This is a genomic window from Candidatus Solincola tengchongensis, assembly GCF_015711935.1.
In the GTDB taxonomy this organism is placed as follows: domain Bacteria; phylum Actinomycetota; class Geothermincolia; order Geothermincolales; family RBG-13-55-18; genus Solincola_A; species Solincola_A tengchongensis.
Genome location: NZ_MU158681.1, coordinates 1 through 15,320 on the forward strand (window position 1 = coordinate 1; position 15,320 = coordinate 15,320).

General features: G+C 61.1%; 14 protein-coding genes. 5 read left to right on the forward strand and 9 right to left on the reverse strand.

Annotation, left to right across the window (positions count from 1 at the left end; all coding sequences use genetic code 11):
* The 4 genes from H7007_RS12980 to H7007_RS12995 all read right to left on the reverse strand — a co-directional run.
* The coding region (locus H7007_RS12980; RefSeq protein WP_287155762.1) for an acyl-CoA dehydrogenase family protein at positions 1–773 on the reverse strand (773 nt) is incomplete at its 3' end.
* Between the two features lie 6 nt (positions 774–779).
* Entirely contained in the window at positions 780–2,015 is a 1,236-nt protein-coding gene (locus H7007_RS12985) for an acyl-CoA dehydrogenase family protein (RefSeq protein WP_287155763.1), read from the reverse strand.
* Between the two features lie 351 nt (positions 2,016–2,366).
* Positions 2,367–3,635, reverse strand: a complete 1,269-nt coding sequence (locus H7007_RS12990; protein ID WP_287155765.1) for an acyl-CoA dehydrogenase family protein — start codon at positions 3,633–3,635, stop codon at positions 2,367–2,369.
* A gap of 807 nt (positions 3,636–4,442) precedes the next feature.
* Positions 4,443–5,099, reverse strand: coding sequence for a TetR/AcrR family transcriptional regulator (locus tag H7007_RS12995; protein WP_287155766.1), 657 nt, complete (start codon positions 5,097–5,099; stop codon positions 4,443–4,445).
* Between the two features lie 1,504 nt (positions 5,100–6,603).
* Here H7007_RS12995 and H7007_RS13000 point away from each other — a divergent pair.
* The 3 genes from H7007_RS13000 to H7007_RS13010 all read left to right on the forward strand — a co-directional run bounded on the left by H7007_RS13000 (position 6,604) and on the right by H7007_RS13010 (position 9,735).
* Entirely contained in the window at positions 6,604–7,242 is a 639-nt protein-coding gene (locus H7007_RS13000; protein ID WP_287155767.1) for a cobalamin B12-binding domain-containing protein, read from the forward strand.
* Complete coding sequence (locus H7007_RS13005; protein WP_287155768.1) at positions 7,243–8,511, forward strand: uroporphyrinogen decarboxylase family protein; 1,269 nt, start codon at positions 7,243–7,245, stop codon at positions 8,509–8,511.
* A gap of 312 nt (positions 8,512–8,823) precedes the next feature.
* Positions 8,824–9,735, forward strand: a complete 912-nt coding sequence (locus H7007_RS13010; protein WP_287155769.1) for a 4Fe-4S binding protein — start codon at positions 8,824–8,826, stop codon at positions 9,733–9,735.
* Positions 9,736–10,197: 462 nt separating this feature from the next.
* On the opposite strand, the gene dnaB is transcribed toward H7007_RS13010, so the two are convergent.
* The 5 genes from dnaB to rpsF all read right to left on the reverse strand — a co-directional run bounded on the left by dnaB (position 10,198) and on the right by rpsF (position 13,324).
* The gene (gene dnaB, locus H7007_RS13015) at positions 10,198–11,550 is read right to left on the reverse strand and encodes a replicative DNA helicase (RefSeq protein ID WP_287155770.1); all 1,353 of its coding nucleotides are present in this window, start codon (positions 11,548–11,550) and stop codon (positions 10,198–10,200) included.
* Between the two features lie 52 nt (positions 11,551–11,602).
* Positions 11,603–12,049: a 50S ribosomal protein L9 gene (gene rplI, locus H7007_RS13020; protein WP_287155771.1), complete on the reverse strand. Its 447-nt coding sequence runs from the start codon at positions 12,047–12,049 to the stop codon at positions 11,603–11,605.
* A gap of 101 nt (positions 12,050–12,150) precedes the next feature.
* Entirely contained in the window at positions 12,151–12,441 is a 291-nt protein-coding gene (gene rpsR / locus H7007_RS13025) for a 30S ribosomal protein S18 (RefSeq protein WP_287155772.1), read from the reverse strand.
* An 83-nt stretch (positions 12,442–12,524) separates the two neighbouring features.
* On the reverse strand, positions 12,525–12,956 hold the full coding sequence (locus tag H7007_RS13030) for a single-stranded DNA-binding protein (RefSeq protein ID WP_287155773.1): 432 nt from the start codon (positions 12,954–12,956) through the stop codon (positions 12,525–12,527).
* Between the two features lie 74 nt (positions 12,957–13,030).
* Positions 13,031–13,324, reverse strand: coding sequence for a 30S ribosomal protein S6 (rpsF, locus tag H7007_RS13035; RefSeq protein WP_287155774.1), 294 nt, complete (start codon positions 13,322–13,324; stop codon positions 13,031–13,033).
* 626 nt (positions 13,325–13,950) lie between these two features.
* Here rpsF and H7007_RS13040 point away from each other — a divergent pair.
* Positions 13,951–14,457: a class I SAM-dependent methyltransferase gene (locus H7007_RS13040; protein ID WP_287155775.1), complete on the forward strand. Its 507-nt coding sequence runs from the start codon at positions 13,951–13,953 to the stop codon at positions 14,455–14,457.
* Positions 14,458–14,789: 332 nt separating this feature from the next.
* Positions 14,790–15,062 (forward strand): late competence development ComFB family protein, encoded by a 273-nt coding sequence (locus tag H7007_RS13045; RefSeq protein ID WP_287155776.1) that lies wholly within the window; start codon positions 14,790–14,792, stop codon positions 15,060–15,062.
* Positions 15,063–15,320 lie beyond the last annotated feature (258 nt).

Here is a 15,320-nt window from a genome sequence, read left to right on the forward strand (position 1 = left end):
CGGTACCACAGGGGGACGCGCACGTTCTCGAACCAGATGTCGCCGTTCTTGTCCGCGGCCATGCCCGCCTTCTCGTAGGCCGGGCCCTGGGTCACGCCGGGGCGGTCGCAAGGCACGAAGATGATGGCGATGTCCTCGGGGTTGCGGGAGCCGGGATTGGTGGTGCAGACCACGGCCATGAGGTCGGCCACCCCGCCGGTGTTGGTGGGCCACAGCTTGTGGCCGTTGATGACCCATTCGTCGCCGTCCCGCACGGCGGTGGTGCGGATGGTGCTCCCCTTGAGCACCTCCACGTTCTCTATGTCCGACCCTCCCTGCGGCTCGGTCATGGCCAGGCAGGAGAAGACGGGCTCCGTGGTCCCGGTGAACATGGGGGCGAACTCCTCGCACAGGCGCCGGTTGACGTGGGGCTCGCAGCAGATGAGCACCAGGGGCCAGAAGACCACCCCGAAGGCCACGGCCATCCCGGAGTCGGCGCGGGCGATCTCCTCGAACATCCGGAAAGCGGCCACGCAGAGGTAATCGGAGTGGCCCAGGCCCCAGCCCCCCAGGTCCTCGGGGAAGAGTATGCGCTGGATGCCGTACTCGCCCAGCAACTTCTTGAAGGGCGGGAGGATGAGGCGGTGCTCCAGGTAGTCCTCGTCGAACTCTCGGCGGTAGGGTATGACCTCCTTCTCCACCCACTCCCGGATGATCTCCCCCACCTGTTCGCCCAGTGGGGTGAGGTACTCCAGGGGACGGCTGAAGACGTCGATGCCGCGCACTTTGATCACCCCCCCTCAGAGGGTCCTGGCGCCGTAGAACCAGCGGGCGAAGTCGTGCTTGGCCAGTTCGTGGGAGCCCACATAGCACTGCACGGTCTTCAGGTCCCGCCAGTACCGCTCCAGTTGCCACTCCTTGGCGTATCCCGCCGAGGCCATGAGCTCCATGGTGCGATGGATGGCCCGCTCCGCGGTTGCCAGCACCTGGTGGACTATCATCAGGGCCGCGGTGAACACACCGTCCGAGCCGGCGTCCCCGAAGGAGGGGGGGTCGGCCAGCATGCCCGCCAGGTCATAAGCCAGGAGGCGGGCCATGGAGATGTCCTGGGCAATCTCCCCCATGAGGGCTCCGGTGAGCGGGTTCTCCTTGAAGACGTTGCCGGTCCCCTTGATGACCCGGTTGTCCCCCCATTCCTTGAGGATCTGGTAAGCGGCCAGGAGGCCACCCACGGCGGTGGCCGAGATTCCCAGGTAGAGCCAGGAGAGGAGGCGGCGGTATTCGGTCTCGCCGCGGAAGAGGCAGTTCTCGAGAGGCACCTGCACCCCGGAGAGGTCCAGGTCGGCGTTACGGCTGGCCGCCAGCCCCGTCTTCTTGAACTCCGGCCCGCGGGAGAGTCCGGAAGCGACACCGGGGACCAGGATAAAGGCCGGTTGTTCCTCGTTCTCCACGGCGCACCAGGCCCCGAAGAGGTCGGCGTCGACACCGGAGCAGGTGGGTCGCACACCCCTGCCGTCCAGGATCCATGAGCCGGACGCGGCTCTGGCCTTTACCTGGAAACTCTTGCCACGCCAGGTGGGGGCTTTCCCGTCCTCGCCGAAGACGGGGAGGAGGAAGGACACGATTACCGGTCCCCGGCCGTCGCAGAAGAGGGGAGCGAAACGGGCACAGGCCTCCGTGTCTAGGTTCTCACGCATGGCCAGCGCCGCCTGCAGGGCCAGGTTGTGCGCCGCGAGGTATGCCAGCCCGGTGTCCGCCCGGCCCACCTGTTCCAGGGCGGCGGCCACGGTGTAGGCGGCCTCGGGGCCGTTGTGCTCCTCTCCTCCCAGGCTCTCCGGCCAGAACATGCGTTGCAGGCCAATCTCCACCAGGAGCTTCCTCAGGTTGGGCTTGAGGAGTCCCTCATAGTCCTCCTTGAGCTCCAGGCGCTTGTCCACGATCTCCTTCTGCACCAGGTTCTGCAGGCTGGCCGCCAGATCCAGATCGGTCTTCTGGAGGCGGTTCTTCGGGTAGGGAAAAAGTTCCAGATCGTTCATGAGCACCCCCTTTCCGCAGTCTCTCGATGCCTGCACGGCTTAAGGCTTCTTGCCGGACCGTCCGTTTCCTCATCTCCTACCCGTCCACGAAGAAGGGACCGTCTTCGGGAACGGGAACCTCGTCACCCCACCCACGATGATGCTCTTCTTCCATTTGCTCCCCGCACCCCTCCTTGCACCCCGCTGACGCGCTCGCCGATCACAAGACCCAGGAACCAGGCGCTGAAGTCCCTTCACCGAATTTCCTTCACCCCGCAAACATGCTCGCGGATCACGTGACCTCTACCGGCTTTATAAACTCCTCGTCCGCAAGCCCCTTTAAACGGGCCCTCCATTAGGCTTTCCGCTGCGTCAAAGAGTCTGGCATTCATAAAACCAGCGTGCCGTCTCGATCTGGCAGAGCTGCTTGGATCCCTCCACCAGCTGGAGGATCTTCAGGTCACGCCAGTGTTTCTCCACGTCCCATTCACGGTCGGTCCCGAAGCATTCCATGAGGTTCATCACCCGGCCCGTGACCTCGATGAAGCGGTCCATGGCCAGGTAGCGCTGGGCGCGCATCTTGGCCACCAACCCGGGGTCCCACAGGGGGCCGTAGAGGTCGTGGCGGTCGCACATGCGCGCGCACTGGTAGCCCACGATGCGGATGGCCTCGATGTTGGCGGCGAAGTCGGCCAGGATTCCGGCTACGGCGTCGTTCTCCTTTAAGGGCAGGCCGCGGTATTTCTTGCGGTTTACGAACTCCGTGAGCCGCTCGTAGATGTTCATCATGGCCCCGGAGATCCAGGCGATGATGCCCATGTTGCCGGTGGACATGATCTCCCCGAAGTACTTGGCGTCGTCCCCGGGTCCGCATGCCCGGTACCAGGAGGGTACGCGGACGTTCTCGAACCACACGTCGGAGTTCATATCCGCGGCCATCCCCGCCTTCTCGTAGGGAGGGCCTTGGGTCACCCCGGGCGTGTCCGAAGTCACGTAGATGACGGCGATGTCCCGGGGATCGTCGGATCCCGGGTTGGTTGTACAGACCACGGCCATGAGCCTGGCCAGGCCGCCGGTGTTGGAAGGCCACAGCTTGTGGCCGTTGATGACCCACTCGTCGCCGTCCAGCACGGCTGTGGTGCGGATGGTGCTGCCCCTGACGATCTCGATGTTCTCGATGTCCGAGCCTCCTTGTGGCTCGGTCATGCAAAGGGCGGCGAAGACCGGTTCCGTGGTCTGGCAGAACATGGGGGCGAACTCCTCGAGGAGGCGCCGGTTCTCGTGAGGCTCAAGGGCGATGAACAGGAAGGGCCAGAAGAGGGCCCCGAAGGCCAGGGCCATCCCCGTGTCGGCGCGGGCTATCTCCTCGAACATGCGGAAGGCGGCGGTACACATGTAGTGGGAACGGCCCATACCCCATCCGCCAAGGTCCTCGGGGAAGATCATGCGCTGCAGGCCGTACTCGCCGAGGAGTTTCTTAAAGGGCGGGTGGATTAGGTGATGCTCGCGGTAATCCTCGTCGAACTGGCGCCGGTAAGGTATTACCTCCTTCTCCACCCAGTCACGGAAGATGGAGCCCAGGAGACCGTCCATGGGGGATACGTATTCCAACGGTCGCGTGAAGTCGTCGATGGTCCTCATCCGTGCCTCCTTCGTCCGCTCCCTCGTCCCAAAGACCCGCCTTGCGGCTCTTTGTTTCACCTCTCGACGAGCGCCTTGTTCAAGACCCCCGTTTCTCCCCGCGGATGCGTAGTTGCTGAATGGAATAAAATACCATCTTACGGTGCCTCATCCAATCCGGTCCCCGCCGCCGGAGCCCCTTATGCAAGACCCCGCGGCGTACCTCCATCTCATGTGCTCCACGCTCTTATCTTTCCGCACCCGGTACTCGTGCCCCGGAGACACGGTAATCGCCACGCGGAAATGGCCCCGGCTCTTATAAGTCGCTGCGTTCTTCGGGCTGCTCGTTTTGCCGCCTTCCGATGCCTTTCGTGTCCGGTATGCACACCTCACCGCGTGTGGGTGTTTTGAATGACCTTGTCTCGCCTTCACGCTGCTGGAGATGGTAAGGGCATGAAGACTTTTCTCCGCATGAGCAGCTTCCGGTGTTGGCGATTACTCCCTCCCCTGGAATGAAGCCGGACTTTTAACCGATATTTGTATGATATGACCGCGGTCATTTTTTGTCAACCTCTGGGTTCGCTCGACCGTCTTTCTGGTCCGCGAACGATTTGCGTTTTCTTGAGAGCGATTCTATGTTGGAGACCTCTCCGGAGTACCGTTGCCACCTTATATCGATGTGCCTTTTATGTTTTTATTTATCCAACCCACTCGACTTTAAACCGGGCTGCAGGAGGGGGAGTGGAGAAGGCGGATAGGGGTTCTTAGGATTTCGGTGAGGATTTGGAAGGGAATATGGGGCGGTGCGAGGATGACGGCCCTTCGGTCTCACATGTTGCCCGGCTGTTCCGGAAGCCGCTTTATTCCCCGCAGGAGGATGTCTATGGACGCCTCGAAGAGATTCTCCAGGCCCGCTCTCTCGATGACTATGGGGTCCTGGAGGAGCGCCAGCTCCACCAGGCCGGTGGCCGTCCTCCAGGCCAGGATACTGAAGTGGTAGGGGTCGAGGCCCGGGTCAAAGAGGCCCTGTTCGATGCCGTCCCTGACCAGCTCGCTCTCGTTTTTCAGCCAATCGCCGATTATCGACGAGACCTCCTTCACCGTGGCCGGGGAGAGGTTCTTCCGTACCTGCTCGAGGAACGTGTCTCGCAGCACGCGGAAGACGGAAGGTTGCTTGAGCGAATGTCTTATATAGGCCAGGTACACGGCCCTGATCTTCTCCTCCACCCCCTTGGCCGCGGCGCGCGCTTTTTCCAGGTTTTCCCCGAAGCCGGAGACGCCCCGCACGCACACCGTGAGGTAGAGTTCCTCCTTGCTGCGGAAGTAGAGGTAGAGGGTCCCCTTGGCTACCCCGGCCCTCTCCGCGATTTCCTGCATGGTGGTTTCCCGGTAACCCTTCCCGGAGAAGAGTTCCTCGGCGGTTCGCAGGATGGCCTGACGGTTTTCGGTCTTCTTGCGTTCCCTTTTGGAGGCGTTCTCAATCATTGGGGCGGCTCCGTTCATGCTCGCTGGTTCTGCTTCCCGTGGCTCAGCGTGGCGACAGTTCAACATGATCCCGGAGCGGGTTGCTCCATTCACCTTGATACGCCTGGAGCTTTAAAAATCCTCCTATTCCGGCACCGTGGCCGACGTTAAAGATTGTTAAATGATTGGTTGATATACACGGAACTTTTGACGATCCTCCTATTCCGACCTAAAGGTCGATTCCTGGGCCGGCTCTCCGCTTGAGCCCGTTTGTCTCGCCCGCACGGCACGAACGCCGGATTCGCTCCGCGGGAGGATCTCGAAAAGCATATCCTCGCCAAGGAGCGATTCCGGGATATTCCCATGGTAGGGCTTCGTATCTCACCGGAGATGCTCACATCATAAACTCGCCCTCAATCACGATTCCGCTCATTTATGGAAATTGTTGGTAACTATGTATTCTTGGTATCGCCCTTCCCAATAGACCGGTCAATCGTCCACCCCAGGGATTGCCCGTTCTGCCTTTCGAGAAACCTCCAGACCTGTGCCCCGATGGTCGCATTCCTCACTGCAGGGCTTCTTCTAAAGGAGCTTACCACGACATTCCTCTTCTTTCCACGGGCGAGGCCTTGAGTATGGCCCGTCCCAGCTCGAGGACAAGTCTGGTAACCCTTTCCTCTATCTCCTCCCCCTTCGTTCCTTCCGCCGGACGTAAAAGGATTTCATTCGCCAAGAAAGATGACCTTTTAATTCTGTTGATTTGCTTGTTTTGTAAGGATGACGGGTTGGCCTCTCGACACATTTCAACCTAAAAAGCGTCTACCGAAACGATACAGCACCTGTCTTCATACCGAACTCAAAGGCTCTTTCCTCGGACCGGATGGTGTGCCGTGTCTCTCAGATCGAGAGAAGAAATAGCCTTTCATCCGGTGAGCTTTCTGGCCTGACGAAATGACGGAGTGAAACGCAGGCCTCTTTCGACCCTGCAGGACCCGCTCCGACGGCATGGCCTCCGTGGCGCTGTTTTCAGGAACTTTTCATCCCGGAAGGCTCGCAACATGGATTTCCAACCGTGAGAACCCCTCCTTTCATGTGCCGACCATGTCGGTTGATTTTCAACACCATGTTTTCAATCTTAATCGGAAGATAAACGCCCACCTTTCATGTCCCACCCTTGTCAGCTGGCCTTGGGCCATGTTCTCGGCCTTGGTCGGGAGCGAGACCGGCACATTTCAAGGTGCCGTCCCTGTCCGGAGGATTGCTTAAAAGGATGGAAGAGGCCGAAAGGCTTGAACGAGGACGCCCGGACGGGCGAGAATAGGAACATCTCTCGGCAGGCGAGGAACCGCGCTCCTGACGGACGGTAAGGGGATGAGAGGCTCTGTGGCGCGATCAATACCTGCGGAGTCCGCGCGGTTAGAGGTGGAATCGGGCTTCGGAAAACGGCGAATCAGTCTATCCCCTGCGGCAGACGTTTGATTCTCAGGCTGGCGATGCTTAGCAGGTAAAGGCGGGGAGGCAGGAAATGGGTTCGGTTCGAGACTTGATGTCCGCCGTCCTGGAGGGGGACGAATTGAGGGCCGAGGAGCTCACCGTGCGGGCCCTCGAGGAGGGAGTGTCTCCCGTTGAGATCCTGGAGATGGGGGCGGTGGCCGCTATCCATGAGGCGGGAAGGTTATGGGAGGATGGCGAGTTCTTCCTGCCTGACGTCATCCTGGCCACCGAGGCCTTCAAGGTGGTCATGGAGAGAGTGGAGCCTCTCCTCGAGCCCGGGGAAACACCCCGAAAAGGTTTGGTGGTCATAGGGTCCGTGGAGGGGGATGCGCATGACCTGGGCAAGAACATCGTGGCGGCCTTCCTGCGCTGCGCCGCCTACGAGGTGGTCGACTTGGGCGTGGACGTTCCCCACGCTCGGTTCGTGGAGGAGGTACGGTCACGAGAGGCAGACATCCTCGGTCTTGGAGCCTACATGACCACGACCATGCGGGGAATGAAGGAGGTCATCGACCTCCTCGTCCAAGCCGGGGTGCGGGAACGGGTGAAGGTGGTGGTGGGAGGGGCGGCTGTTACCGCGTATTACGCGGCGGTCATCGACGCCGACGGCTACGCAAAGGATGCAGCGGCGGCCGTGAGGTTGATGGACTCGATCCTGGGGGTGGGTTGAATGGCCTCCTTCGAAAAGATTGGGATGCTCATGGGCAACGCGGCCAAGCTGGGTAAAGCGGTCCTCTATTCCCGGGGGCTGCACATGGGAGGTCTCGACGGCTACCAGCGCGTCATCGCCGGGATATATGGGACTCCCGACCGCGTGCCGCTCATCGTCCAGCCCTATACCTACGCCATGGCCATGCACGGCATACCGGCGCGGATCTTCTTCACCCGGGCCCAACCTTTCATCCATGCCTCGTGGAACATGGCCTCTTATTTCGGTTTCGACTTCTGGTCTCCGGTGTTCGATTTCTACAATATAGAGCTGGAGGCCCTCGGCCAGAAGCTCATATGGCGGGAGGGCAGCGAGCCCGACGTGGACTCCGCTCACCCGTTGATCGGGAGCGAGACCGATTTCCGGCGCCTGAGGCCCCCCGTGCCCGGCAAGGACGGTCGCATGCCTTTCGTCCTGGAGGCCTACAAGAGGTACATGGAGATAATGCGTGTCCCGCCCATGGTATATGCCTGTTCTCCCTTCACCATGGCCGTGCTTATCCGGGGTTACGTGAACATCATCCGCGACATGCGCCGCAACCCGGACTTCGTCCACCGGATCATGGAATTCCTGAGCATGGAGGTGGTCGTGCCCTGGATACACAAGATGGCGGAGGTCACCAACACGTCCCTGGTGGTCATGTCCGACGCTTGGGCCTCACAGCCCAACATGACCACGGAGATGGTGAGGGAGTTCTGCCTCCCCTATGTGGAAAAGGTCATCCGTGCCACCTCCTCGCCCCTGCGTACCGTCCTGGACACCGGGAGCTGGGGAGAGGGTTCGGTGCGCGACCCGCTTGAGGTCCTGGAGATCAAGATGCGCATGATTCTCCAGGGCAACCCCTTCCCTTCCCTTCGGCCCCTCTTCCTCCTGGTGTGGAACGAGGATTACGAGGCGGTGGGGATCCCCTTTTTTCGCCGTTACGCCGATAGCAACAAGGTATGTCTCATGCTCAACTTCCGGCCCGAACTTATCGAGACGATTCGCCCGGAACACATAACGGATAGGGTCTGTGCCATCCTTAGAGAAGGGGCGGGAAAAGGGAGGTTCGTCCTCCTTGTGAACCTGGTGCCGGTGGAAAGCCCGGTTGAAAACGTGCGCGCCCTGGTGGAAGCCGTCCGCCGCTTCGGCGCTTATCCCATCCGTGAGGACCTAGAACCGGGGGAGCTCCGCCTTCCCCCCGCACGTCCCTTCGCGGAGTGGGTCAGGGAGGAAGGATTGCCGGTGTAGGAAGCATGTCCGACGAGATTGACGATGCGGGCTCGAACACGTCAGCCGGCCCGAAGGCGCGGTGGTTTCCTTGCGGGATCCAATCCCAGACCGCTTAAGGGAGGCCGGTATCGAGGGACGGCCTGGAAAGCGAGGCGATGGGAAGAGCGTCCTGGCAGTCCGGTCGGCGAAAAGCGGCTCCATTGCGGGCAAAAGAATCGGGCCAGAAACGAGCCGCAGGCCATCCCCAATCACGGATTGGCCGGGAAGGCTCAGGAACTTAGGCAAGACATCATGACTATTGATGAGCCAGGATGAGGGGAGGGATGGAGGATGAAGGAATCGACCAAGAGGATTTTCAAGTTGCATGGGTGGCGTGTGGACCGCGCCGTGCACAACTACCTCTATTTCGTCTTCTACGACCTTTACGTGAAGGGAGCCCTCTATCTCACCAAGGCGGTGGTGGCTTTGTTCTCCCGCCTGGAGGCCACCAAACACATACCCAAGTTCATATTCGAGCGCTATCACGCCAAGGTGCTCTCCCGCAGAGACCTCAACAAGATACTCAGCCTGGAGGAAACGGTGATGCTGGGACCGGACACCAGCAAGCGCATCATCCCCTTCAAGTACGCCAACAAGATAATCCTCCGCGAGCCGACACATCTGGCGGTGATGGACTGCCCCTGCAAGCTGGAACTGGACGACCCCTGCCAGCCGGTGGCCTCCTGCATCGCCGTGGGCCGCCCGCTGGTGGATTTCTGGCTGGAGCATTGTCAGAAGTATCACGTGCGTCGCATAACCCGGGAGGAGGCCCTGGCCATCATCGACGAGCACCGGCGCAAGGGGCATATCAACCAGGCCTTCTTCAAGGTGGCTACCGGCGGGAGCATGGGGGTCATCTGCAACTGCTGCCCGCGCTGCTGCGTGAGTATGCGGGCTACGGCGCTCACCAGGAAGATAAAGGGAGCGGAGAGCCTCTCGCAGTACGCGCCTTCCGGGTACAAAGTCAGGCATGAGGCGGAGAAATGCCGCCTGTGCGGGAGATGTGCGGAGGTCTGCAATTTCGGCGCCGTGGAGATGAGGGACGGAGAGCGCGTCTATCGCGCGGAGAGCTGTTACGGGTGTGAGCTCTGCGTGGAGAACTGCCCGCAGGGAGCGTTGTCGCTGTACCTTGAGGAGGGCGGCCTACTCCCACTGGACATCGACCTGGCCAGGGAGGTCCTGGGGGGCGGGCAACGGGAGTGAACGGAATTCCTCCCGCATTGTGCGTGTGAGGATCAGGTCCCTCATGTGACGGCGTCGCCGATCGGCGATGATCGAGCTTCGCCCGGTGGTTGGCAAGCGCTTTCGGACGGCCGGCACCTTCCTCTTTTCCTCTTGGTCCATGCCTGTGCTTTCCGGTCTGAAGCGGATCGGGAGCCTGAGACAAGGAAAGAAATTACATATGGGTGCGCCGCTTAAAGCCTCGTGTGAGGATCAAGATGGGTAGGAGCGAAAAGGCGTGACCCCCGGCATCGATCGCGCTGATTGCCGGGTTTGCATTGCATCGACCCCGGTAAAGAGAGGCAAGGAGTGGGTTTCGGAGATTGTCGTCGGGAAGCGTCAACCGCGCGAGGATGTGAGAACCGTAGCGGCGGATTATGGGAAGGAATCTTTGCGATATTCACGCTCCCCGGATGAGGCACAGAAAAAACTCGCTTGGTCCGGTCATTCTCCGCGGCGCGGGCTGTAGTTGAGGAATCGCGCGTACTGGGCCTGGAAGGTCAGCCTCACCGGACCGATGGGGCCGTTGCGGTGTTTGGCCACCTTCACGTCCGCCCTCCCCTTGTACTCGTCGTTGTCCGGGTCGTAGACCTCCTTGCGGTGGATGAAGATTATAAGGTCTGCGTCCTGCTCTATGGCTCCCGATTCCCGGAGGTCGGAGAGGATGGGCTCTCGGTTGTGCTTCTCGGGCTCGCGTGAGAGCTGCGAGACGGCGATGACCGGGATGTTGAAGTCCCTGCCGATGACCTTCAGGCCTCTGGATATGGCGGCAATCTCCTGCACCCGGTTCTCCAGCCGCCGGTCGGAGCTCATGAGCTGGATGTAATCGATGATCACCAGGCCTATGTCGTGCTGGGACTTCAGCCGGCGCAGCTTGGAGCGCAGCTCCATGATCCCGATGTCCGCGCTGTCGTCTATGAAGATGGAGGCCGAGGCGAGGTCCCCGGCGGCCTCCGAGAGGCGCTCCCAGATCTCGTCGTCCTGGAAGCTGGATTTCAGCTTCTGGCTGTTCACGCGGGCACGCGAGCAGAGCATGCGCCTGGCCACCTCCTGGGCGCTCATCTCCAGGCTGAAGATGGCCACCGGTATCCCCTCCTCAACCGCCACATGGTCGGCGATGTTAAGGGCCAGGGAGGTCTTGCCCATGGAGGGGCGGGCGGCGATGACGATGAGGTCCGAGGGCTGCAGTCCCTGGGTGAGCTCATCCAGGTCGGTGAAGCCGGTGGGAATACCGGTCTGTTTTCGGCCCTCGGCGATCTGCTCCAGGTCCTCGAAGGTGGCCTCCATGAGCTCTTTCATAGGCTTGATGTTCTCCCGCCTGCGTCGCTGGGCGACGTTGAAGATGATGTCCTCCGCCTCGTCCAGGGCCTCCACCAGGTCCTCCGGGGCGCGGTATCCCACGGCGGCGACCTTCCCCGCGGCCTCGATGAGGCGCCGGTACACGGCCAGCTTGGAAACCACCTCCGCGTAGTATCTGGCGTTGGCCGGAGTGGGCACGGTGGACATGAGGTTCATGATGTAGGGGCGATCGCCCACCCTCTCCAGGTTCCCCTGGGCGCGCAGGGCCTCGGACAGGGTCACGGGGTCCACCGGTTCCCCGGAGGCGAAGAGCTGGAGCGCGGCCCGGTAGATGATGGCGTGGGCTTCCTTGTAGAAGTCCTCCGGGTCCAGTATCTCGGATACCTCCATGACGGCATCCGCTGAAAGGAGCATGGACCCGAGCACCGATTGCTCGGCCTCCAGGCTGTGCGGGGGAAGCTGATCGTGTCGGTCGAAGGCCTGCACAACCGTGCTCATGACATCCCCTTTCCCCCATCCGCTCCTCGCGTCGAGAGGAACGGTAGCCGGCTCACTCCGGCACGACCTTGAGGTGTATTATGGCTTCCACCTGGGGATGCAGCTTGACGCGGGCCTCGTGGAAACCCAGGCTCTTGATATGTTCGTCCAGGTGAATCTTCTTGCGGTCGATCTCCAGGTCGAGGTCCTTTTTGATCAGCTCCGCGATGTCCTTGGGAGTTATGGTCCCGAAGAGCTTTCCCTCCTCCCCGGCCTTGGCCGTAACCTCGAAGGTCCTCCCGGAGATGAGCTGGGCGGCCTCTTCCGCCCGGCGTAGCTCCCGGTCGGCCTTGGCCATCTTCTCCTTGGCCAGCTGCTCCGCCTCTCTGGCCTTGCCCTTGGTGCGGCGGACGGCAAGGCCCTTGGGGATGAGGTAGTTGTTGGCGTAGCCGTCCTTGACCTCCACGGTCTCCCCGCGGCTACCCAGACCTTCGACGTCGGCGATGAGAATGACTTTCAAGGCTGCTCCTCGACTTCCTATGTATCACGGCCTCCGTTATCCAGGGCGGCACATGCGGCCGCTCATCAAAGGCATGGGAAGGCATCTCCCTGCTGTGGCTACTATTTTATCTCCCCCTGGCGCGAGGTGTAGGGGATGAGGGCCATCTCCCTGGCGTTCTTGATGGCCAGAGCCAGGCGCTTCTGGTGCTGGGCGCAGTTGCCCGTCACCCGCCGGGGGCGTATCTTGCCCTTCTCGGAGAGGAACTTCTTGAGGAGGTTCGTGTCCTTGTAATCGATGTAATCCACCTTCTCCGAGCAGAAGTAGCAGACCTTCTTGCGCTGTTTGCGGCCGTAGCCCTCCTTGGCCTTCTTGTCCTTGGAGGACGATTTCTTGCTCTGATTGGAACTCATTCCACTCCTCCCGATGAGATTTTTCGTGTGTTATTCTACTCCATCCGCGACGCTTTTTCAGTGCCTCGGGAGATCCTCGCGGATCAGAAGACCACCTCGTCCTCCACCCTGGGCTCCAGGTCGGCATCCAGGTCGCTGTCCTCGGAGAGGCTCACCTCGGTGAGGTCGGCGACCATGTCGTCGGCGCGGTCCCTGCGTCCGAGGAAGACCACGCGGTCGGCCACTATCTCGATGGTCGACCTCTTCTGGCCGTCCGCGCCCTCCCAGCTGCGGCTCTGCAGCCTTCCGGTGACCGCCACCTGGCGCCCCTTGGTGAGGTACTCGGCGCACTTCTCCGCCTGGTTCCGCCAGACGATGACGTTGAAGTAGTCCGCCTCCACCTCGCCCTGCTGGTTGGGGAAGTTGCGGCTCACGGCCAGGCGTAGGGTGCATACCGGTACCCCGCTGGGCGTGTATCTCAGCTCGGGGTCGCGGGTCAGGTTCCCTATCAACACCACGCTGTTCAATCCGGCCATGATCTCCTCCTTGCCGTACTTTCCCGACGGACAAGGTGATTGTAGGACGAGGCAGTGACAAGTCCCGCCGGCGACTACTTGCGCACGTCCAGGCGGAAGATCTTGTGCCTGAGGATCTCGTCGGTGATGTACAGCACCCGGTTGAGCTCCTGCACCAGAGCCTCACCGCCTTTGAAGGTGAGGATGACGTAGTAGCCGTCCGTCTCGTGTTTGATGGGGTAGGCCAGCTTCCTCTTGCCCCACACCTCCATCCCGGTGAGCTCTCCTCCGTCCCGGGCGATGAGGCCGGTCACCCGCTCCTGGAGCGCCTCGTACTGGGCGGTCTCCAGGTTGGGGCGGGCGATGTACATGAGTTCGTACTCGCGCATGATCACCTCCTCCGGTCTAAGCGGCTCCCGGCCCGTCCGGGAGCAGGAATGGTCCTCGCGCGCGAGAAGAAATTATAACATTTACGGTCACCATAAGACAGGCGCGCCATCAACAGCCGGGTTATCATCCCCCCAAGTCTTCTGTCGCCTTCGCCTCCGACGCCGGAGTTGTTATGATTTCGTCCAGCAAAGATCACCCCCTTGTTCCTTCGACTTTGATTGCTTTGCCAGGATGCGGAGCGACTTCTTGACCTTTTCGGTCCCTGGAGTGTCTGACGAAACGAGACGGCGTTCTCCTTAAAAAATCCCTTTTCGGAGGGGAGCGGGGTCCGCCCCTCGACCGGAGAACTTCTTCTCCATGTTCGTCACATTTCCGTCGAAAGAGCGTACTTCCCATGAGTTTGGTCTGCATCAGGGCGTCGGGAAGGTCTCTTCCGCTGCATGTCGAGAGCTCCTTAAACCTGTCAATTGCTTGGGGAGTGTCCAGGACATTGTCCGTCCGGTTTCACATATTACCGTCCATACCGGTTTGACCCGCTGCGTTATGGGCTTTTGTCGAAGGGGTAGCTGGCCGTCTCGGCTAGCCGGCTTCGGGTCCGTTCTAACCGTGGTATTATGAGCGTCTTTTGGAGCCCTCGCGACGCAACGCCTGCCTGCACTGGATCCCCGACCACAGGCCGGTCCTCTCCCGCATCGAGCGCAGCCTTCGACCGGGCGGAAGGGCATACCTCCGCATGAGGGGGAGAGGGGAGCTGGGGAGGTTGGAGGCGATACTGATGGAACTCATCATGAGCAGGAGGTGGAGGGGGTATTTCTCCCGTTGGTCGGGAGGGTTCGGGTTTCACGATCCGGAGGAATACCGGGCCTGGCTTTCGGAGGCCGGTTTGCGGCCCGTGCGGGTTGAGTTGGTGAAAAGACCCATCGCTTTTCGAGGCCGGGAGGGACTGGCCGGGCATATACGCACCACATGGCTTCCTTTCACCCTCCGTATCCCGGAGGAGGAGAGGGAGGAGTTCATATACCGGATGGTGGACCGCTACCTCGAGGAGTGCCCTCCCGACGCGGAGGGCATGGTACATATTCCCAGTTACCGCCTCGAGGTCGAGGCCTGCAAACCGGGTCGGACGAACTGAGCCGGCACCGCTTGTGCCGCGCAACCGGCGATGCGCGTTTCGACCGCAGGGGGCTTCCGCTAGAAGGCCGGAGCATGAACATGGCGGTAGTCCAATGGAGGTCGGAAATCGGGGTCGGGCGGACGGGGCGGAGGCAGCCCTGCCTTTCGCGGCCGGCGGTGGAGGAGAGACGCTCTCCCTTCAGCAAGGCGCAAGCCCTGCTCGCCTGCGCCGTCCCCTTCAGGGAAGGGCTCCTCTACCGAGATCGCGCCTTACGGTTGAAGGAGTTCGAGCCACTGCCCGAAAAAGCGTTATACTATCATCTAAAGGAAGATCGGCAAGGAGGTTCCAAGGTGCTCTTTAAGAACTATATGGAGGAGGTCGTCGATACGACCCTGGAGGAAATACTTTCCCGCCGGGACGACGTCTGTAAATGCGAGCGATGCAGGATGGACATCAAGGCTCTGGCCCTCAACCATCTGCCCCCCAAATACGTGGTCACCGACAAGGGTTATGTCTACACCAAGGTCAACGAGCTGGAGAGCCAGTTCAAGGCCGACGTCACCGTGGCGGTCACCAACGCCATGAAGGTGGTGAGGAAAAACCCCCGCCACGACCAGGAATAGAACCCGGGGCGCACGGTATCCCTGCCGCGTTCCGAGGTGAGCGCAGATCGAGCTCGGGGGGAAGGAGCTTTCCGCAGCCCCGGCATCCGGGGAATACACAAATCCAGGAAGAGGGCTTGGAGACTTTAAAAGTGAGCTTGAAGCCATCCTCGGATTCTGAAAGCCCCCTTGTCCGTTAATGGAAATTCGGATGCCTGTTGGGGGAGGAGGGAGAAGGGTGAGAAACCGGTAAATCCGAGAAATCGGTGCGGGGCCCGA